The sequence below is a fragment of the Agrobacterium sp. T29 genome (genome assembly GCF_006970545.1).
Taxonomy (GTDB): domain Bacteria; phylum Pseudomonadota; class Alphaproteobacteria; order Rhizobiales; family Rhizobiaceae; genus Agrobacterium; species Agrobacterium leguminum.
Genome location: NZ_CP040641.1, coordinates 1,629,045 through 1,649,433 on the forward strand (window position 1 = coordinate 1,629,045; position 20,389 = coordinate 1,649,433).

The window sequence follows — 20,389 nt, forward strand, 5'->3', positions numbered from 1 at the left end:
TCATGGCCGCATCCATGGAGGAAAGACAGGTAAGTGATCCGCATCTGCGGCCGGCGGGATTGCGCGGCGTTGCGGCCGATCTGTCATCGGACCAGCGGGCGTTCAAGAACGTCTCCTGGGGCAAGGCGATGATGTGGATATTCATCCTGAGCGATATCTTCATTTTCGGCTGTTTCCTGCTGGCCTATATGGCGGCGCGCATGTCGGCCACCGCGGCCTGGCCCAATCCTAGCGAGGTTTTCGCGCTCACGATTGCCGGCAGGCACATTCCGCTGATCCTGATTGCCATCATGACCTTTGTTCTCATCAGCAGCAGCGGCACAATGGCCATGGCCGTCAACTTCGCCTATCGCCGCGACCGTCGCAAAACCGCCGCGCTGATGGTGGCGACGGCAGCGCTTGGCGCGACATTCGTGGGAATGCAGGCATTCGAATGGAGCAAGCTGATCGCAGAGGGCGTTCGCCCCTGGGAAAACCCGTGGGGTGCGGCGCAGTTCGGTTCGGCTTTCTTCATGATCACGGGCTTTCACGGCACCCATGTTTCCATCGGCGTCCTGTTTCTTCTCATCGTCGCGCGCAAGGTGTGGCGGGGAGATTTCGATGAGGAAAGGCGGGGGTTCTTCACCAGCCGCAAGGGCCAATACGAGATCGTCGAGATAACCGGGCTTTACTGGCACTTCGTGGATCTGGTGTGGGTCTTTATCTTCGCATTCTTCTATCTGTGGTGAGTGAGGATGGCATCATGGCACAGCAACAGTCACAACAGGGACAGCAGCATCCGATAAGACTTTACATGGTGGTCTGGGGACTGCTTTTCGTCCTCAGCGCCTTCTCCTATATGGTCGATTATCTCGGCATTCAGAGCTATCCGAGATGGTCCCTGATCATCCTGTTCATGATCCTGAAGGCGGGGCTGATCATGGCGATTTTCATGCACATGGCTTGGGAACGGCTGGTCCTGATCTACGCCATCCTGCTTCCGCCGGTTCTCGTGCTCGTCTTCGCAGCCCTGATGGCCTCGGAATCCAGCTATACGGCTCTTACCCGGATGACCTTCATGGGCGCCGGTTCCTAGAACCGAGGCAAGATTTTCAGGATTGTGGAAGCAGCACGCCGACAGCGAATTCCTCGTCGGTTGCGACGTGGCCGGCCTGAGTCTTGCGATATTCGCTGGGAGTGAAACCGCGCTCGGCTCGTAGCGTGCGGGAAAGGTGCGGCGCATCGCAAAAACCGGTGGCGAGCGCAATCTGGGTGATGGTGTCACGCGTCGTGCGCAGCAGCGACAAAGCGCGATCCAGCCGCAGTTCGAGATAGACCTTGGAAGGCGTTGCGCCCAGGTCGTTCAGGAAACGCCGTTCGAGGCTGCGGCGGCCAAGGCCGAGATCATTCGCCAGTTCCAGCACGGTTCTCGGAACCTCGATATTCTGCTGCATCCGCAGGATTGCTTTTTTGACGAGGGGATCGTTGGCCTTGCGCGCGCTCTGCTGGCCGGGTTGAGGCTTTTCGCCGCTCAGCGCGCTGTCGATCATCATGATGTTGAGGCTCTTGATGGCGGCGGACTGGCCGACATGACGCTCGACGAGGAAGGCTGCCAGATGCGCGGCGCCGTGGCCGCCGGAACAGGTCAGCCGGTCGCGGTCGATGACGAAGATCTGGTCTGAGATCATCTGTACCGTATCGAAACGGTCGAGAAAATCCTGATGGTGGAACCAGCTCACACAGCAGCGATAACCGTCGAGCAGGCCGGTCTCGTGCAGGATGAAAACGCCGGTGCATAGCCCGACAATGGGAACGCCGGCCGCCGCCCGCTCTTTCAGGAAGCGCAGCGCCTCCTGCGGCAGGGCGCTGTGATCGCTGATCAAGCCGCCGACAACGACGATATAGTCGTAGTGCCCGGCGTCCATCAGCCGCGTATCCGGCTGCACCTTCACGCCGCAGCTCGACTGCACGCTGCTCATGGTCGCCGAAAGCACCGACCATTCGCACAATATAGGCCGCGAACGGTCCGCCTCATCGGCTGCAAGGCGCAGCACATCGACGAAATTCGCAAAGGCCGACAGCGTGAAGCGGTCGGCAAGCAGGAACGCGACGCTGAGGCGTTTTCTGGCGCGGTGTGAGGTCATGACGCAAATATTCATGCAAACAGACGCGATTGTCCAGCCGGGGCGCGGCAAATGCTCTACCCTTTTTTTGTGCCGCATTGTCCGACGCCGAAGCGAGATCGCTTCGGCTGGAAATGCTCCAGCTTTTACGACACGAGATTTTCCAACCATCGGGTCCGCTCATGACGCGTTTTAATGCCTTCAATCTTTTGCGGAATGCCCTGACCGGCCACAAGAACTGGGACGAGCAATGGCCCGACAGTCAGCCGAAAGCCGAATATGACGTGGTCATCGTCGGCGCCGGCGGCCATGGTCTGGGCGCTGCCTATTATCTGGCCAGCCAGCACGGCATCACCAATGTCGCCGTCATCGACAAGGGCTGGCTCGGCGGCGGCAATACCGGCCGCAACACCACGATCATCCGCTCGAACTATCTCTATGACGAGAGCGCGCGTCTTTACGATCACGCCGTCGATCTGTGGGAGAACTTGAGCCAGGAATTGAACTACAACGTCATGTATTCAAGGCGCGGCGTGCTGATGCTGGCGCATAATGTGCACGATGTGCAGAGCTTCAAGCGTCACATCCATTCCAACCGTTTGAATGGTGTGGACAATCGCTGGCTCACCCCGGAAGAGTGCAAGGACTATTGCCCGCCGCTCAGCATTGCGCCGAATGCGCGTTACCCGGTCATGGGCGGCGCGCTTCAGGAGCGGGCTGGCACGGCCCGCCACGATGCTGTCGCCTGGGGTTATGCGCGCGGGGCTGCTGCCCGTGGTGTCGATATCATCCAGAACTGCCCGGTCACGGCCGTTCGCCGCAATGCCGACGGCTCCGTCGCGGGCGTCGAGACGGCGAGGGGCTTCATCAAGGCGAAGAAGGTCGCGGTTTCGGCTGCCGGCCACACCTCGGTCGTCATGGACACGGCCGGCGTGCGTCTGCCGCTCGAAAGCTATCCGTTGCAGGCGCTGGTGTCGGAGCCGATCAAGCCGATCTTCCCCTGCGTGGTGATGTCGAACGCGGTCCACGCCTATATCAGCCAGTCCGACAAGGGCGAGCTGGTGATCGGTTCGGGTACGGACCAATATACGTCCTATTCGCAGCGCGGCGGCCTGCCGCTGATCGAGCATACCATCGCGGCCATCGTCGAAATCTTCCCGATCTTCAACCGCATGCGGATGCTGCGTAAATGGGGCGGCATCGTCGATGTGACGCCGGATCGCTCGGCCATTCTCGGCAAGACGCCGGTTGACGGGCTTTACGTCAATTGCGGCTGGGGTACGGGCGGTTTCAAGGCCACGCCCGGCGCTGCGCATACCTTCGCCTGGACCATCGCCAAAGACGAACCGCACCCGATCAACGCGCCGTTCACGCTGGAGCGCTTCCGTTCCGGCCGCCTGATCGACGAGGCCGCCGCCGCTGCTGTGGCGCATTAATTTCCACGCATTTTCCGGACGTAAAACCGCTTCGCTTTTTTACTGGAAATGCTCTGAGGATACGACGATGCTTTTGATCCGCTGCCCCTATTGCAACGAAACACTGCCGGAAGCCGAATTCACCTATGCCGGGCAGGCCCATATTAGCCGCGCCGCCGATCCCTCGTCGCAGACCGATGAGCAATGGGAAGAATTCCTGTTCATCCGCGAAAACGTGAAAGGTCCACATTTCGAGCGCTGGCGGCACCTGCATGGATGCGGCCGCTTCTTCAACGCCGTGCGCGACACGGTGAGCGACCGTTTCCTCACGACCTATCGGGCGGGCGAGCCGCGTCCTGAACTTTCTTCCCTGACCCGTGCACCAGCCAGTTCCGAGGTGTCGAAATGAACTCCTATCGCGTTTCCGGCCGTGGCCGTGTGGATGCCGCCCGCTCCGTGAGCTTCACCTTCGACGGCAAGACCTATCGCGGTGTGAAGGGCGATACGGTCGCCTCCGCACTTCTCGCCAATGGCGTGCATCTGATGGGCCGCTCGTTCAAATACCACCGCCCGCGCGGCCCGGTGGCGGCGGGTTCCGAGGAGCCGAATGCGCTGATCGGCACCCGCCGCGGCGTCGGACGTTTCGAGCCGAACACCCGCGCCACGGTGCAGGAAATCTGGAACGGGCTGGAAACCACCTCGCAGAACAAATATCCGAGCCTGAAATTCGATATCGGCGCGGTCAACGACATGGCCTATATGCTGTTTTCGGCGGGTTTCTATTACAAGACATTCATGTGGCCGAAGAGCTTCTGGAACAAGGTCTACGAGCCTTTCATCCGCGCGGCTGCGGGTCTCGGCGTTTCGCCGACGGAGGAGGACCCCGACACTTATGCCTCGCGCAACCTGCATTGCGATGTGCTGATCGTCGGCGCCGGTCCTGCCGGTCTTGCGGCAGCGCGCGCAGCGGCGGTCGATGGTCTGAAGGTCGTGCTGGTTGATGAAAATGCCGAAGCCGGTGGCACGCTGCTGTCGGAGCCGCAGGCGAAGATCGACGGCAAGCCCGCATGGAACTGGCTGGCGGATGAGCTGAAGGCGCTGAAGGAGCACGGCGTCAGGGTCATGACCCGCACGACGGCGATTGCCTATTACCACCAGAACATGATCGGCCTTTGCGAAAAGCTGACCGACCATCTCGAGACCGTACCGAAGGATGTGCCGCGCGAACGCCTGTGGCGCGTTCGGGCGCGCCAGGTGGTGCTGGCGCAGGGCGCGCTGGAAAAGCCGCTGGTCTTCCACGGCAACGACCGGCCGGGCGTGATGCTGGCGGGCGCTGCCCAGACCTATCTCAACCGCTACGGCGTCAAGGTCGGCAACCGGCCGGTGGTGGTGACGAGCCATGACAGCGCCTGGTATGCGGCCTTCGATCTTCACGGTGCGGGCGCGCGTGTTCAGGCCATTGTCGATACCCGCGCCAAGGTGCGGGAAGAACTGGTGAACGAAGCGCGCGCGCTCGGCATTCCGGTCAAGCTGTCGCATACGGTCACGGCGACCTCGGGCCGGCTGCAGGTCAAGTCCGTCCGGGTCAATGCGGTTAGTGGCGCGTCGGTCGGTGCGGGACAGGAAATTGCATGTGATGCCGTGCTGATGTCGGGCGGCTGGACGCCGTCGCTGCATCTCTTCTCCCATACGCAGGGCAAGATCGCCTGGGACGACGAGCGGACTACGTTCCTTCCTGCCCTCACTAACGAGGATTGCGTGATTGCCGGCGCCGGGCGAGGGCTGTGGGGCATCGAGGCGGCGCTGAAGGACGGTGCGGAGCGGGGTCGCGAAGTTGCCGCCGCACTCGGCAAGACTGCCAATGCTTTCAGCCATGTGGTGGAACATGACCGTACCGGCAGCGGCGTCTCGCACACGGAACTGCCGAGCGACCGCGATGCCGGCAAGGCCAAGGCCTTCGTGGACTACCAGAACGACGTGACGGCCAAGGATCTGCGGCTCGCCGTGCGTGAGGGCATGCGCTCCATCGAGCATGTCAAGCGCTACACCACCAACGGCATGGCGACCGATCAGGGCAAGATGTCCAACATCAACGGTCTCAACATCGCGGCGGAAGCGCTGGGCAAGCGCCAGCCGCAGGTGGGACTGACCACCTTCCGTCCGCCCTATACGCCGACGACCTTCGGAGCGTTTGCGGGTTATCACCGCGGCGCGCATTTCGAAGTGACGCGCAAGACGCAGATCGACGGTTGGGCTGAGGAGCACGGCGCGGTTTATGAGCCGGTCGGGCAATGGCGTCGCGCCTGGTATTTCCCGAAGCCGGGCGAAGACATGGATGCGGCGGTCAGCCGTGAATGCCGGGCGGTGCGCCAGAGCGTTGGTATTTTCGATGCCTCGACGCTCGGCAAGATCGAGGTTGTCGGTCCCGATGCGGTCGAGTTCATGAACCGCATGTATACCAATCCCTGGACGAAGCTTGCCGCCGGCCGCTGCCGTTATGGCCTGCTGCTCGGCGATGACGGCTTCATTCGCGACGATGGCGTCATCGGCCGCATGACCGAGGACCGATTCCACGTCACCACCACGACAGGCGGCGCCGCCCGCGTGCTGAACATGATGGAGGACTACCTCCAGACCGAATGGCCGGATCTCAATGTCTGGCTGACCTCGACCACCGAACAGTGGTCGACCATTGCGCTGAACGGCCCGAACGCGGCAAAGCTGCTCGCGCCGCTGGTGGAAGGTGTCGAACTGACGGAAGAGGCTTTCCCGCATATGTCCTGCGTGGAATGCACGGTGGCCGGCATGCCGGCGCGGCTGTTCCGCGTCAGCTTCACCGGCGAGATCGGCTTTGAGGTCAATGTGCCAGCGCCGCTCGGTCGCAAGCTGTGGGAAATCCTGTGGGAGGCCGGCCAGCAATATGGCATCACGCCTTACGGCACGGAAACCATGCATGTGCTGCGCGCCGAAAAGGGGTACATCATCGTCGGCCAGGACACCGATGGCACGGTTACGCCCTATGATGCGGCGATGGGCTGGGCCGTGGGCAAGAACAAGCCCGATTTCGTAGGCAAGCGCGGTCTTGCCCGCCCCGATCTCGTCGCCAAGGGCCGCCGTCACCTCGTCGGTCTTCTGACTGAGGACCGCTCGAAGCTGGAAGAGGGGGCGCAGATCGTCTTCGATCCGAAACAGCCGATCCCGATGAAAATGGTGGGTCACGTCACGTCGTCCTATCACTCGGATGCCGCAGGCCAGCCGATTGCGCTGGCTCTGGTGGAAGACGGTCATGAGCGGATGGGCGAGACCGTCTATATTCCGATGCTGGACCGCACCATTGCCGCGAAAATCACCGGGATGGTCTTTGTCGATCCCGAAAACACCCGCCTGAAGATTTGACCTGGAGATGACAATGAACATGCGCGTTTCCTCCCCCGTTCCCGGCACGCTGGCCGAGAGCAAAGCAGCCCGGGTCAGCATTCTGGCCGCGCAGGCGCGGCTGTCGCTGCGGGCGCGCGGCGATCTCGCCCCGCTCAACGCCGCCCTTGGCCTGACCTTGCCCGACCGGATCGGCCTCCGCGCCGCTTCAGGCGACATCGAGGTCCTGCGCCTTGGCCCCGACGAATGGACCGTGCTTGCACCTATGAGCGCGGTCGACGGGCTGATCGCCGCCTGCGCAGGCGTTTACGCCAGCCATCCGCATAGTCTCGTTGATATTTCCGGACGAGAAGTGACGCTCCTGATCGAAGGTCCGCAGGCTGCCGAATTGCTGACGCTGGGCTGCGCCCGCGACATCGACACGATTGCCGTCGGCGAGGGACGCCGGACGATTTTCGACGGCGTCAGCGTGGTGCTCTGGCGCGATGCGGAAAACCGTTTCCGCATGGATATCTGGAACAGTTTCGTATCGCATCTTGGCCATCTGCTTGAAACCGGCTGCAAGGAACTTGCGGCGGACATCGCCTGATCTCGAAGGAGGAAACAATGCTCAACCGACTGTCGCACAATACCGTTTCGGACACGGTGATCGCCGACGCCATCGCCGAGGAACTCGATCGCCAGAAGACGCAGATCGAGCTGATCGCTTCGGAAAACATCGTCTCCGCCGATGTTCTGGCGGCGCAAGGCTCGGTGCTGACCAACAAATATGCCGAAGGTTATCCCGGCAAGCGCTATTACGGCGGCTGCGAATTCGTCGACAAGGTCGAGGCGGTCGCCATCGACCGGCTGAAGCAGCTCTTCGGCGCGGAATTCGCCAATGTGCAGCCGCATTCCGGCGCGCAGGCCAATCAGGCGGTGTTTCTGGCGCTGCTTCAGCCCGGCGACCGGATCATGGGGCTTTCGCTGGCCCATGGCGGCCACCTGACGCACGGTTCGCCGGTCACCATGTCCGGCAAGTGGTTCGATGTCGTCTCCTATGAGGTCGACGCCGAAACCCATCTGATCGATATGGAGAAGGTGCGGGCAAAGGCGCTGGAGACGAAACCGAAGCTGATCGTGGCGGGCGCATCGGCCTATCCGCGTCAGATTGATTTCGCCGGCTTCCGCAGAATAGCCGATGAAGTCGGCGCTTATCTGATGGTCGATATGGCCCACTATGCCGGGCTGATCGCCGGCGGCAAATATCCGAACCCCGTGCCGCACGCCCATGTCGTCACCTCCACCACCCACAAGACCCTGCGCGGCCCGCGCGGCGGCGTTATCCTCACCAATGACGCCGATCTCGCCAAAAAGCTCAATTCGGCGGTCTTCCCCGGCAATCAGGGCGGTCCGCTGATGCATGTCATCGCCGCCAAGGCCGTGGCTTTCGGCGAGGCGCTGCGCCCGGACTTCGCGGATTACGCCGGTCAGGTCATCGCCAATGCGCAGGCGCTGGCAAATGTGCTGACGAAGGGCGGTCTCGGGATCGTCTCTGGCGGAACCGACAGCCATATGGTGCTGGTCGATCTGCGCCCGAAAGGCGTGACCGGAAAGATCGCCGAAATCGCGCTGGAGCGGGCGGGGCTCACCTGCAACAAGAACGCCATTCCCAACGATCCGGAAAAGCCCTTCGTCACTTCGGGTATCCGGCTCGGCAGCTCCGCCGGCACCACGCGCGGCTTTGGCGTCGCCGAATTCGAACAGATCGGTGCGCTGATCCTGCGTGTCATCGATGCGCTGGCGGCGAATGCCGAGGGTGACGCCGCAATCGAGGCCGACGTGCGGGCGCAGGTTGCAGCGCTTTGCGACGCCTTCCCGATCTACGGTTCGTAAATGTTCCTGTCGGTCTTCGATATATTCAAGATCGGCATCGGCCCATCGTCCTCTCATACGATGGGACCCATGGTCGCTGCCGCCCGGTTTCTTGACGATCTGCGCGGCGGTGACAAGTTCCCGGGGGCCGGAGACCTGTTCGGCCTGCGGGCGAGCCTGCATGGCTCACTCGCCTTCACCGGCAAGGGCCATGCGACGGATCGCGCGGTAATTCTCGGCTTGTGCGGGCTGAAACCCGATACGCTCGATCCGGACCGGGTGGAGGAGATCGAGGCGGAGGTCCGCAGGACCGGCCTCGTCGAGCCCGAGGGGCTGCCGGCGCTGCGGTTCGATCCGGACAGGGATCTGGTCTTCGATTATGGCCCGCCGCTTCCCGGCCACGCCAACGGGCTGGTCCTCATTGCCTGCGACCGTCAGGGAAACACCTATCACCGGGAGGTCTATTATTCGATTGGCGGCGGCTTCGTCGTCACCGAAACGGAGCTGCAAAGGTCGGCCGGGGGATTGAGCGCCGGCAAGCAGCAGCCGGTGCCCTATCCTTTCAGCTCGGCGGCGGAAATGCTGCGCATGGGCCGTGCATCGGGAAAGACCATCGCTCAGATGAAGCGGGCGAATGAAGAGGTTGTTTACGGGCCGGAACTGGATGCGAGGCTGGACCGCGTCTGGGAGGTGATGGAAAGCTGCATCGAGCGGGGCCTGACGCAGGAGGGCATTCTGCCCGGCGGGTTGAAAGTGAAGCGCCGGGCGAAGGCTATCCATGCGCAATTGCAATCGGAACGCGGGCTGAACCTTACCCAGCCGCATCAGGCCAATGACTGGATGAGCGTCTACGCCATGGCGGTGAATGAGGAAAACGCCGCCGGCGGGCGCGTCGTCACTTCTCCCACCAATGGTGCTGCGGGCGTGGTGCCGGCGGTGGCGCGCTATTATCTCGACCATTGCGTCGGTGCGCACCGCGTAGGCATCCGCGACCTTCTGCTGGTGGCGGCGGCAATCGGCGGTCTCATCAAGCACAATGCCTCGATTTCGGGGGCGGAAGTCGGCTGCCAGGGCGAGGTCGGTTCGGCGGCGGCCATGGCGGCGGCCGGGCTTTGCGCGGTTCTGGGCGGCAGCAATGCGCAGGTGGAAAACGCCGCTGAAATCGCACTGGAGCATCATCTCGGCATGACCTGCGATCCGGCGGCCGGGCTCGTTCAGGTTCCCTGCATCGAACGCAATGCGCTGGGCGCCATCAAGGCCGTCTCGGCGGCCAGCCTTTCGCTACGCGGCGACGGCACCCATTTCATGCCGCTCGACAATTGCATCACCGTGATGCGTGAGACCGGCCGCGACATGCATGTGAAATACAAGGAAACCTCGCAGGGCGGCATCGCCGTCAACCTGCCGGAGTGCTGATCCATCAAGGGGGAGCAGGATTTGACCACCTATATCATGAAAGTCGCGTGCCCGGCGCGCAGCGGCATCGTCGCCGCCGTCTCCGGTTATCTCGCCCGGTCCGGCTGCAACATCAACGACAGTTCGCAATTTACCGATCAGGAGACGGGCCGCTTCTTCATGCGGTTGAGCTTCGTTTCCGAACAGGGATCGGGACGCGATGCACTGCTTGACGGCTTCGGTCCCGTCGCGGCCGAATTCGATATGGATTATGACATTCACGACCTTTCGCGAAAGACGAAGGTCGTCATCATGGTCTCGCGCTTCGGTCATTGCCTGAACGATCTGCTCTATCGCTCCCGCATCGGCGCGCTGCCGGTCGAGATCGTCGCCGTGATCTCCAATCATCTGGACTATCAGAAGCAGGTGGTGAACGAGGATATTCCCTTTCATCACATTCGTGTCACGCCGGAAACGAAGCCCGAGGCGGAAGCCGCGATCCTGCAGGTGGTGCAGGATACCGGAGCGGAGCTCGTGGTGCTGGCGCGCTACATGCAGGTCCTGTCGGACCGGCTGTGTCAGGAAATGTCGGGTCGTATCATCAATATCCACCATTCTTTCCTGCCGTCTTTCAAGGGCGCCAACCCTTACAAACAGGCCTATGAGCGCGGCGTGCGGCTGATCGGTGCGACCGCCCACTACGTCACCGCCGATCTCGATGAAGGGCCGATCATCGAGCAGGATACGATCCGCGTGACCCATGCCCAGAGCGCGATGGATTATGTCAGCCTCGGCCGGGATGTGGAAAGCCAGGTGCTTGCGCGGGCCATCCACGCCCATATTCATCACCGGGTCTTCCTGAACGGAAACAGGACGGTCGTCTTTCCCGCGTCTCCCGGAGAACATGTGTCCGAACGCATGGGCTGAATTCGGGCTCTTGCGGAATCGCGATTTGCGTCCTTCCTCAGTGGCTCGTCGTCATGTCGTCCCGCCAGTAACAGGCGTTGAGATAACGTTTCTTGGACAGGACCGACAACTTGTCCCGAAAGTCCTGCCATTGGGAGAACGCATTGGCGAGCCAGAGGAAATAATCGCTGGTGGAAGCGGCTGTCTCCATCGCCGCACCGCCAACATGTTCGATGAATTTCGCGGGAGATACCGTCGAGCGCGGCAACCAGCAAATTTGCATGCCGGGCGGTGCGACGATGTCATATCGGCAATTCTCGGCCCGAAGGAAAATCTGGCCGTTAACATCCCCGGGCAGGTTCTCGCAGATGCGGGCAATGGCGGGTAAGGCCGTTTCATCCCCGGCCAGCAGATAGTTTTTTGCTGGCTTCATTCCCAGCCCGCACGGGCCGGACATGCCGCAAAGCGCGCCGGGACGTGCATTCCGGGCAAAGGAACATCCCGGCCCCGCATCCTCATGCAGAACGAAATCGATATCGATAAAACCGCTATCGGGATCTATCGCCCGGATCGTGTAATAGCGGACGTCGAAGGTATCCGCGGGTTCGGCAGCATTTCTAGCGGCGGGCAGATTGCGGTCGAAGCTCTTGTTCTGCTTTGAGAAATAAAGCCTGACATGGAGGTTTTTCAGCGTATTGAAACGGTGAAGACCCGTGCCGGTAAAGCGCAGGCGCTGCATGAAGGGGGCGAGGCGCTGGCTGTCGACCACTGTCAGAATCCTGAAACTGTCATCCGCAAATATGGTCATGCGCGCCTTCCGATAAGTACAAGCAAAAACGGCCCGCCAACCACCGTCGCCAGGAGACCGGCGGGTATCTGAAACGGGAAGATAAGGTTGCGCCCCAGCCAGTCGGCGATGAGCAGGATAAGCCCGCCGATCAGCGCCGCCGCCGGCAATTGCGTGCCGGCGCGCTGGAAACCCGCAAGCCGCGCCAGATGCGGTCCCATCAGGCCGGCGAAACTCAAGGGCCCGACGAGGATCGTCGCGCTTGCGGTGAGAATGGCGGAAAGCGAATAGAGACCGTTACGGCTCGCCACGACAGAGACGCCGGTATTTCGGGCGATATCTTCGCCAAGCGGCAGCACTTCCAGCCAGCGGCGAATGAAGGGGGTTAAGGCAAGCCCAAAAGAAAGCAGGACCGCCGCCATGATGGCTTCGCCCGGCGCGACGGCATAGGTGGAGCCGGAAAGCCAGGCGAGAAGCTGACCGAGCCTCGGGTCCTGCGATGTCATCAATACCGCCATGACGAAACCGGAGACGGAACTGAGCGCAATGCCGATCAGCAGCAGCCGGTCGCCGGAAAAGCCCGGCTTGCGCGACAGGGTCAGCATCAGCAGCAAAACCGTCAGCGAACCCACCGCACCTGCGAGGATTTGCGCGCCACGGGTGGGTGCGGCAAGGGTGAGAAGAAGCAGAATGACGCCGAGCATCGCCCCGGAGGAGACACCGAGCACCTCTGGCGACGCTATGGGATTGCCGGTGACGCGCTGCAGAATGGCGCCGGCGAGCGCCAGCATCGCCCCGCCGCTGAAGGCCGCGAGCGCCCTCGGCCAGCGCCAGCCGAAACCATGCAGATCGTAAAGTCCCGATAAAAACCAGCCCTCCGTGTTTTTCCCGACGGAGAGTGCGACACCTGCGGCGACGCAGAGAATGGCGATGAGACCGAGCAAAGCCGGAATGGGCGAGGCGAGACGCGCTGCCGCTGGCTGCGCGCTTGGCTGCGGCGGGGCCGGCATCTTCAGCCGCCGGATCAGCGCGAACATCAGCGGCGCACCGAGAAGAGCGGTGACGGCGGCGGTCGGGAACAATCGATAGGTGACGGGAAAAAACAGGACGATCTGGTCGGTCAAGGTTAGCAGCAGCGCGCCAAGTGCCGCCGAATAACCGAGCTGCGCCGCCATTCGTCTTGCGCCGCAGGCGCGCGCCAGCGCCGGGGCGGCAAGGCCGATAAAGCTGATGATGCCGACGGAGGCGGTGACCACCGCCGTCAAGGCCGCCGCTACCACCAGCGTCAGCAGGCGGTAGGCGGCAAGCGACAGGCCGAGGCTTTTTGCATTGGCGTCGTCAAGCGTCATGATCGTCAGGGGGCGAAGAAGCAGCGCAACTGCAAGGACGAGCACGGCGAGACGAGGGGCCAGAAAGGAGACGGCGCTCCAGTCCTGCTGATCGAGATATCCCGCGCCCCATAAAAAGATGCTGACGAGAAAATCGTGGTTGAACAGCACCAGAACGGCGCTCGCAGCACCGCAATAAAGGCTGACGATCATGCCTGCCAGCGTGACGGTGACGGGCGACAGGCCCTTGCGCCAGGAGAGTGCGAGGATTGCTAGAAGCGACAGCGCCGCGCCCGCAAAGGCGATCCATTCCCGTGCACCCATCCATTGCGGGAACCAGAGCGTCGCAATGGCAAGCAGCAGATAGGAACCGGCTGAAATGCCGAGCGTCGCCGGCTCGGCAAGCGGATTGCGCAGAATGTTTTGCAGGATCGCCCCGACAAGGCCGAGCGTCGCGCCGGTCATCAGCGCCACCACGATCCTCGGCAGCAGGGTATTGTGCAGCAGCACCTGCGCCGTCATGTCGGGATCGGGGAAAAACAGGGCTGCAAGCGGCGTCCCGTCGGGCATGCGCAGGAACAGGTTGAAGCCGGTAAGGCTGGCGCAGACGATGGCGAGCGATGTGACGACGATCGCGGATATGTTCGCCGTCCTCTTCATGGCGATGCCTCACCGACAAGGGCTTCGGAGACGAGGCGGGCGAAACGCCTTGCCGGCGGCAATCCGCCGTAAAACAGCACGTCCCTGATACGCACCAATCGGTTTTCGCGAATGAAGGGCAGGCTTTTGATGACCGGCGCGTTGAGAAGCGTTTCCAGCTTCTCGCCGCTGGTATCGCCGATGCACAGAAGCCGCGCCTGCGGATGGCGGGAAAGCTGGTCGGCCGTCACTGTCGTATGACCATATGGCGAGGTGTAACCATCCCAGGCGTTCTCGATGCCGAATTGATCGAGAACATTCTGGAAAAGGCTGTTCCTGCCGAAAACCAACAGTCGCCTGCCATCTATGACCGTCGCCAGCAGCAGAGGCCGTCCGTCATAGGCGGAGAGCCGTGTGCGTGCCTGCTGCATTTCCGCGTCGAAACTTTCCTGAAACGCGTCAAACCGGCCGGGATCGCCGATCCGCGCGGCGAGCGCGATGAGAGCGTTTCTGCCACTGACTAAATGGTTTTCGCCCGCAGTGACGCCGGAATCGAAAAGGTGGGTGGGAGCGATGGCGGCAAGCCGGCCGGCAGCCATGGTGAAATCGTCGCTGTGCAGGATGAGGCGTGGCCGAAGATAGTCCACAAGTTCCAGATTGGGCTCGGACCGCAATCCAAGCTCGGCGACCGAGGGCGACAGCGCCGGTTCGACGACGAGGCTGCGATAACGTTCCAGTTCCGGCATGGCTGCGGGCTGCACGCCAAGCGCCAGCAGGTTCTGCCCGCTCACCCAGTCCATGGCGACGATGCCGCCGAAACGGGCGGCCGATGACGGCCGGTTTGTAAGGAAAAAAGCACCTGTCCCGCAGAGCAGCGCTCTGCGGGACAGGGAACTGCGCAGCATCATCAGAATTTCGCCTGAACCGAGAAGGAGACGGTTCTCGGCGCTCCGAGATAATAGCTGTTCTGCCAGTAGTTCTCATCGGTGATGTTGCTGACATTCAGCCGGAACGTCAGCGGATTACCGAAGTTTTCGGTGGTGTAACGCAGGCCGAGATCGGCGGTGACATAGGAGGAAAGGCGGTCGTTGTTTTCGGATGTCGCCCATTGTTTGCCGGTGTAATAGAGGCCGCCGGTCAGGAAGAGGCCCTCGACGGTGGGAACCTCATATTCGGCATAGACCTTGGCGAGAACATTGGCGACGTTCATGGGGCGCTTGCCGTCATAGGTTCCGCCTTCGACCCTGGCGTCGAGGAATGTCACGCCGCCGAGAATGGTAAGGTCATCCGTCACCTTGCCGGTCGCCGTGAACTCGATGCCGCGATGGCGCTGGCGGCCGTCCTGCGTGTAGACATTGGCATCCGTCGTCAGTTCGTAGGCCTTGGAGATGTCGAACAGCGCCGCCGTCAGCAGCATGTCGCCGACATCGCCCTTGATGCCGATTTCCTTCTGCTTGCTGACCATGGGGGCGAGAATTTGCCCGCTATTTGCGGCCGTGTCCGGCGCAACGCCGCCCTGCTCAAGGCCTTCGATATAGCTGCCGTAGAGCGTCACCGCCTCCACCGGCTTGAAGAGCAGCGACGCCGAGGGCGAGAGCCTTGCTTCATCGTAATCCGGTGCGGAGCGGGCGCCGCTGCTGTCCAGCGACTGGCTCTGGATCATGCTGTAATTGGCGCCGACGAGGGCCGACCATTGTTCGTCGAATTCGATCTGGTCGCCGACGACGAAGTTATGATTGCGCACATAGCCGGACTTGTAGAGCGTGCCGGTGTTTGGCGGGAAAGTCGGCTCGGCAATGTGCCGGGGAGAAGACAGGGGGAAAGACGGCTGCCAGCCGGTATTGGGGTTGTAAGTCGTACCCCAGTCCTTGCCCTGATACATGTAATATCCGGCGGTCAGCTTGTGGGAGACCGCGCCGGTGTCGAAGGAGACGTCCGCGAAAACATTCGCGGCGTCGAAGACGTTTTTTGTCCTGCCGGAGCGAATTGCGATCTGGGAATATTCCTCCGCGGACTGGACAAGATTCATCGTATGATCCTGAACCGGCCGGTCGATATATTCCCGCATATATCCGCCGCGCAGGGTAATGGCGTCGTTCACATCGTAGGTGAGCTTGGCCGAGTATCGTTTTTTCTCGATTTCGTCGTGAATCCAGGGCTGGCTCCAGTTCCTGCTGGCGTCGGGCGCATCGCCATGCAGCACGCCGTCTGCGAAAGCCCAGTAGGAGTTGGCGGCGTCCAGCTTGTACTTGCTGTAGGAAGCATTGAGTTCGAGCTTCAGCCGGTCGGTGATGTTCCAGTCGAAAGCGCCGCTTGCCAGAAAGCGGTCGACATTCTGGTCGTCGATGGCCGTGTCGCCCGCCGAACGGACGATATTGAGGCGATAACCCATGTCGCCTTCCGGATCGATGCGGCCGCCGAAATCGCCATGGACGAAGGCCTGCGCGCCGCCGTAATTGCCGACCGTCACGCTGTTCAAACGTTCCTGCGTCGGGCGCTTGTAGACATAGTTGATCATGCCCGCGGGCGAGGCCGCGCCATAGAGAAAGCCCGAAAGGCCGGAAAGAACCTCGGTGCGTTCCTTGTCTTCCAGCACCGTCGCGTGGCTGTAGGAGCGGCGGAAGCCGTCTTCGGCGGTGTCATAGGTGGTGAACCCGCGAATATTGGCCATCGGCGCCCAGCCGGACATCTGCGGCGTCTGGCTGCGGATGGTCGGCAGGACGCGGTAGATATCCTCCGGGGATTGTGCCTGGATATTCTGGATCAGCTCCCTCGGCGCGACGGTGACGGAAAACGGCGTATCGCGAATGGCCGTCTGTCCGAGCAGGCCGAGAGAGGACAGTGTCTCTGTCCGGTAGCCATCCTGCGCCAGCCCGTCCTGCTGCAATACGGAGGCGCCGCGCGTGCCCTGAACCGTAATGGGTGCGAGGAGGGTGGAGTTTCCGGCTGCCGCGGCACTTGCGGCACTGACCGGCGCGGCGATGACGACGGAGGTGGCGTCGGTGAAGGAATAAACCAGGCCCGTGCCGCGCAGAAGCTCCACGATCGCCTGCTCGCGGGTTGTCGCGCGGCTGACGCCCTGCGAAAGTTTTCCGCGCGCAATCGAGGCATCGTAGGAAATCTGCGTTCCCGACAGTTTTCCGAAGGTTGCCAGCGATTTGTTCAGCGGGCCGGCCGGAACCGAATAAACCGCCTGCGCAAGGGCTGGCTGTGCCGCGATGCCGGCGGCGAGCGCCGTGGTCGTCGCCAGAAAGGCGAAAAACAGCGCGCCACGACCCTTACGACCCCTATTTGTACCCTTATGAGCCGATGAGAACTCATTCCCCATGTGAAAGCCACTCCATTAAATCTGTCCCCGGAGACCGGCCGGCCTATGCGGGCAGCGGGTTCTCTGAGGACAATACGAATGGCGTTCGAAAATTTTCCTCTTTTTCTCAAGTTTTCTTAGATAGAGGAAATAACGGTCAAAAACGGCGTGACGGCCCGCACCTTGCCGCCGAATGGCCGCACCACCGCATCGAGCGCGCGGATGGGGTCGGCAAGATCGAAGACGCCGCTGACGACATTGTTTTTCAGGGCAGGGGTGGCGATGACCACCTTGCCTTTTTGCCAGCGGGCGATGCGATTGACCACCGCCGCGACCGTCTCCTTCTCGGCAATGAGCATGCCCGTGCGCCATGCCGCGATTTCAAAGGCCTCCCTGACGCCGCGATCCATACGGCGCGATGCCTGGTCGTAGGTCAGCCAGTCGCCTGCCGCCAGTCTCTCTCCCTCGGGAGAGGGCAGATCGGGCGATGTGGCCAGAACCAGCCCATGATCGACGGAGACGGAGATGGAGAGATCGTCGCCCGAAACGTCGAAAGCGGTCCCGAGCGCCGTGGCGGTCAATGGTCCGTAGGCGACGGAGAAGGGGCGCGAGGCATCGGGCCGGACATCGAAATAGGCCATGCCGGCAAGGAGGTTCACCCGTCTTGCCCGCTCGCCGAAATCGACGGCGATTGCGCTGTCCGGTCCGAGCGTGACCATGCTGCCGTCCTCGAGGGGAATTTCTCTGATCTCGGCCGTCGAGGTCAGGTAGTCGGCGCGGGCGCGTAACGTCACGTAAGGTGCCAGCACCGAACCGCCAGCCGCCGCACCGAGACAGAGCACGCCTCCTACAAGCAGAAGACGCCGCTTGGGGGCGAAGCCCTTTTGCGAGGAACGGGCCTCCTCGGCCAGAATCTGGCCGGTCATGCCGTGGATCGCGGCGACCTTCGCCCAGGCGGCGGCATGGGCCGGTCCGCGCTCGATCCAGGCGCGTGCCGTTTCGATGGCGACGGGATTGCCGGGATCGTTCTGCAGGCGAATGGCAATATCCGCAGCTTCACGAAACAGGCGCCGTTCTTCCGACACTTCGTTCATAGGGAGCCTTTCAGGATTGCCGGAGACCGGACAACGTCACAGCCTTTGATATATACGAATGAGAGGCCGCATATTTCCGAATGAAAGAAGTTTAATGCGCAGGCCGGCGATTAAACGGCGATATCTGGGTCAAGATGACGGTTCCCGCCCTCTACAGACCGTTCAGCCGATCCTCTATGTGTTCGTAGGCGTCGCGGATCAAAACCCAGGTGCGGGTGGTGGACATGCCGAGCTTCTGCGCCACTTCGCTGATCGTCAGGCCACCCATCCGGTGCAGCTGGAAGGCCTCGCGCACCCGCCGCGGCAGTTCCGCAAGCGCCTGTTCCACCAGCTGCAGCCGCTGGCGGTCATAGACGATGGTTTCGGCCGATGGCGACGGGTCGATGATGGCATCGAAGGCATTCTGCGGCAGGTCGACACGGCGGAGACTGCGTTCGCGGCGATAATGATCGATGCTGAGATTGCGCGCCACCGTATAGAGATAGGATTTGGGATTGTGGGAAGCGGCACTTGCCGGCGGTGGTGAGGCAAGCACCTTCAAAAACGCATCCTGCGCCAGATCGGATGCTGTTTCAGGATCGATGCCCCTGCTGCGCAGGGACCTGACAATGCCCTTCGCATATAGCCGGAACAATTCCTGCAGATCCCAACTCAAGAGCCTTGCCTTCCGGTAATCGACCCCGTGCCTGCCCGGTGAACGGGCGGTCGGTGTGTCGAACGATGCAGCCGTCGGTCGATTATGTGCAATCGGTGCCGAATTCGAGAATATGCGAAGCGACGGCTTCGATAAGCAGGATCGCCCCGCAGGCATGATATCATCGGCCGTTGATGTTGCCGGTATCACGCTTGCGGGGCGACGGTAAAGTAAAACAGTCGCTGTACTATGGATTAGTGTGTGACCTTTCCTCCGTATATATCAATTACCGCGACGAACGATGCAGACTGCGAGTAGAGGTTGTTATTCGGCGGGCTGCGCCACGGCCTCCATATCCGACCGTCCGCGATCTCCGGAGAGGCTGCGCTGGCCGAGCGCGATGATGGCGACTGTCGAAAGGCTTGCGACGACGGACACCCAGAAACCGTTATCCGGGCCGAAATTGTCGATCACCCAGCCGGAGACGAAGGCGCCGAGCGCCATGCCGATACCGATGCCGGTCATTACCCAGGTCACGCCTTCCGTCAGCATCGATTCCGGCACACGGCGCTCGATCAGGCCGAATGAGGTGATGAAGATCGGCGAGATTGCAACGCCGCTGAGGAAAACGGCGAAAGCGAGAAGCGCAACCGAGGTGTTGGCGACAAGCAGCGGCAGGGCGGTGAGCGCAAGCACGCTGACGGCGATCAGCAATTGCCGTTGCAGCGGCATTTTGGGATTGAGCGCGCCGAGGATGAGGCCGACCACGAAGGAGCCGATGGCATAGACGCCGATGACGAGGCTGGCGGCTTCCGGTTGACCAAGCGCCTTGGTGATTGCGACGGCACTTACCTCGGCCGTGGCGAAGGTTGAGCCGACGAAGATCAATGCAAGCGTGATGATCTGGACCGGGCGCAGGAAGATGGCCGAACGCTGCCGGCTTCCGCTTTCAACCGGACGTACCTTGGGCTCGGTCGAGCGTTGCAGAAGGAAGGCAAAGGTGCCGAGCGCCAGGAAGGTGGTGCTGATCATCATGCCCGCTTCCGGAAAGAGCGAAACCGCAAGGCCAACGGAAAGCGAGGCGCCGGAGATGTAGACAAGTTCGTCGGCGGCGGATTCGAAGGCGAAGGCGGTGTTCAGCTCCGGCCGGTCGCGGAAGATTTCCGTCCAGCGGGCGCGCATCATGGCGGGAATGCTCGGCATGGCGGCGGCGAGGAAGGCGGAAAGGAACAGCGTCCAGGCGGGCCATCTCTGATTTGTCGCGATAATCAGCGCCGCAAAGGCGATGACCGAGACGATGGTGGCGGGGATGAGGACCTTGCTCTGCCCCTTTCGGTCCACCAGCCGGGAGATTTGCGGGGAGAGGGCGGCATTGGTCAATGCGAAGGTTGCTGAGACGGCGCCGGCCAGCCAATATTCACCGTGAGTCTGGGAAAGCATGGCGACGATGCCGATCGGGGCCATGGCAATGGGAAGGCGGGCGAAAAAACCGGCGGCGGAAAAGCCTTTTGCGCCTGGAGCCCGGAAAATTTCTCTGTATGGATTAGACATCG

The 20,389-nt window shown here is 61.9% G+C and carries 17 protein-coding genes; 9 read left to right on the plus strand and 8 right to left on the minus strand.

Features of this window, described 5'->3' with window-relative positions; translation table 11 throughout:
- Positions 1-2: 2 nt before the first annotated feature.
- Positions 3-728 carry a heme-copper oxidase subunit III family protein gene (locus FGF54_RS22565; protein ID WP_142781205.1) on the plus strand — a complete coding sequence of 242 codons (726 nt, stop codon included), beginning with the start codon at positions 3-5 and terminating at the stop codon, positions 726-728.
- A 14-nt stretch (positions 729-742) separates the two neighbouring features.
- A complete protein-coding gene (locus tag FGF54_RS22570; RefSeq protein WP_142781206.1) occupies positions 743-1,075 on the plus strand; it encodes a cytochrome C oxidase subunit IV family protein in 333 nt (110 codons plus the stop codon).
- Between the two features lie 16 nt (positions 1,076-1,091).
- On the opposite strand, the gene FGF54_RS22575 is transcribed toward FGF54_RS22570, so the two are convergent.
- Positions 1,092-2,138, minus strand: coding sequence for a GlxA family transcriptional regulator (locus FGF54_RS22575; RefSeq protein WP_168208216.1), 1,047 nt, complete (start codon positions 2,136-2,138; stop codon positions 1,092-1,094).
- A 146-nt stretch (positions 2,139-2,284) separates the two neighbouring features.
- Between FGF54_RS22575 and FGF54_RS22580 the strand changes: the two genes are divergently transcribed.
- The 7 genes from FGF54_RS22580 to purU all read left to right on the plus strand — a co-directional run bounded on the left by FGF54_RS22580 (position 2,285) and on the right by purU (position 11,068).
- Positions 2,285-3,538 carry a sarcosine oxidase subunit beta family protein gene (locus FGF54_RS22580; protein ID WP_142781208.1) on the plus strand — a complete coding sequence of 418 codons (1,254 nt, stop codon included), beginning with the start codon at positions 2,285-2,287 and terminating at the stop codon, positions 3,536-3,538.
- Between the two features lie 67 nt (positions 3,539-3,605).
- Positions 3,606-3,926, plus strand: a complete 321-nt coding sequence (locus FGF54_RS22585; protein WP_080853706.1) for a sarcosine oxidase subunit delta — start codon at positions 3,606-3,608, stop codon at positions 3,924-3,926.
- Positions 3,923-6,913: a sarcosine oxidase subunit alpha gene (locus tag FGF54_RS22590; RefSeq protein WP_142781209.1), complete on the plus strand. Its 2,991-nt coding sequence runs from the start codon at positions 3,923-3,925 to the stop codon at positions 6,911-6,913. The genes FGF54_RS22585 and FGF54_RS22590 overlap by 4 nt, the downstream gene beginning before the upstream one ends.
- 13 nt (positions 6,914-6,926) lie before the next feature.
- Positions 6,927-7,481 (plus strand): sarcosine oxidase subunit gamma family protein, encoded by a 555-nt coding sequence (gene soxG, locus FGF54_RS22595; protein ID WP_168208217.1) that lies wholly within the window; start codon positions 6,927-6,929, stop codon positions 7,479-7,481.
- Between the two features lie 17 nt (positions 7,482-7,498).
- Positions 7,499-8,767 carry a serine hydroxymethyltransferase gene (gene glyA, locus FGF54_RS22600; protein WP_142781211.1) on the plus strand — a complete coding sequence of 423 codons (1,269 nt, stop codon included), beginning with the start codon at positions 7,499-7,501 and terminating at the stop codon, positions 8,765-8,767.
- The gene (locus tag FGF54_RS22605) at positions 8,768-10,162 is read left to right on the plus strand and encodes an L-serine ammonia-lyase (RefSeq protein ID WP_142781212.1); all 1,395 of its coding nucleotides are present in this window, start codon (positions 8,768-8,770) and stop codon (positions 10,160-10,162) included.
- 21 nt (positions 10,163-10,183) lie between these two features.
- Complete coding sequence (gene purU, locus FGF54_RS22610) at positions 10,184-11,068, plus strand: formyltetrahydrofolate deformylase (protein ID WP_142781213.1); 885 nt, start codon at positions 10,184-10,186, stop codon at positions 11,066-11,068.
- Positions 11,069-11,105: 37 nt separating this feature from the next.
- On the opposite strand, the gene FGF54_RS22615 is transcribed toward purU, so the two are convergent.
- The 7 genes from FGF54_RS22615 to FGF54_RS22645 form a co-directional block, all read right to left on the minus strand.
- Positions 11,106-11,855, minus strand: coding sequence for a siderophore-interacting protein (locus FGF54_RS22615; RefSeq protein WP_142781214.1), 750 nt, complete (start codon positions 11,853-11,855; stop codon positions 11,106-11,108).
- Positions 11,852-13,822 (minus strand): Fe(3+)-hydroxamate ABC transporter permease FhuB, encoded by a 1,971-nt coding sequence (gene fhuB, locus FGF54_RS22620; protein ID WP_142781215.1) that lies wholly within the window; start codon positions 13,820-13,822, stop codon positions 11,852-11,854. The genes FGF54_RS22615 and fhuB overlap by 4 nt, the downstream gene beginning before the upstream one ends.
- The gene (locus tag FGF54_RS22625) at positions 13,819-14,709 is read right to left on the minus strand and encodes an ABC transporter substrate-binding protein (protein ID WP_142781216.1); all 891 of its coding nucleotides are present in this window, start codon (positions 14,707-14,709) and stop codon (positions 13,819-13,821) included. The genes fhuB and FGF54_RS22625 overlap by 4 nt, the downstream gene beginning before the upstream one ends.
- Positions 14,709-17,129 carry a TonB-dependent receptor gene (locus FGF54_RS22630; protein WP_142781217.1) on the minus strand — a complete coding sequence of 807 codons (2,421 nt, stop codon included), beginning with the start codon at positions 17,127-17,129 and terminating at the stop codon, positions 14,709-14,711. Before FGF54_RS22630 ends, FGF54_RS22625 begins: the two co-directional genes overlap by 1 nt.
- A 116-nt stretch (positions 17,130-17,245) precedes the next feature.
- The gene (locus FGF54_RS22635) at positions 17,246-18,202 is read right to left on the minus strand and encodes a FecR family protein (protein ID WP_142781218.1); all 957 of its coding nucleotides are present in this window, start codon (positions 18,200-18,202) and stop codon (positions 17,246-17,248) included.
- Positions 18,203-18,353: 151 nt separating this feature from the next.
- Positions 18,354-18,857, minus strand: a complete 504-nt coding sequence (locus tag FGF54_RS22640) for an RNA polymerase sigma factor (protein ID WP_020812324.1) — start codon at positions 18,855-18,857, stop codon at positions 18,354-18,356.
- A 303-nt stretch (positions 18,858-19,160) separates the two neighbouring features.
- Entirely contained in the window at positions 19,161-20,387 is a 1,227-nt protein-coding gene (locus FGF54_RS22645) for an MFS transporter (RefSeq protein WP_142781219.1), read from the minus strand.
- Between the last annotated feature and the right edge of the window lie 2 nt (positions 20,388-20,389).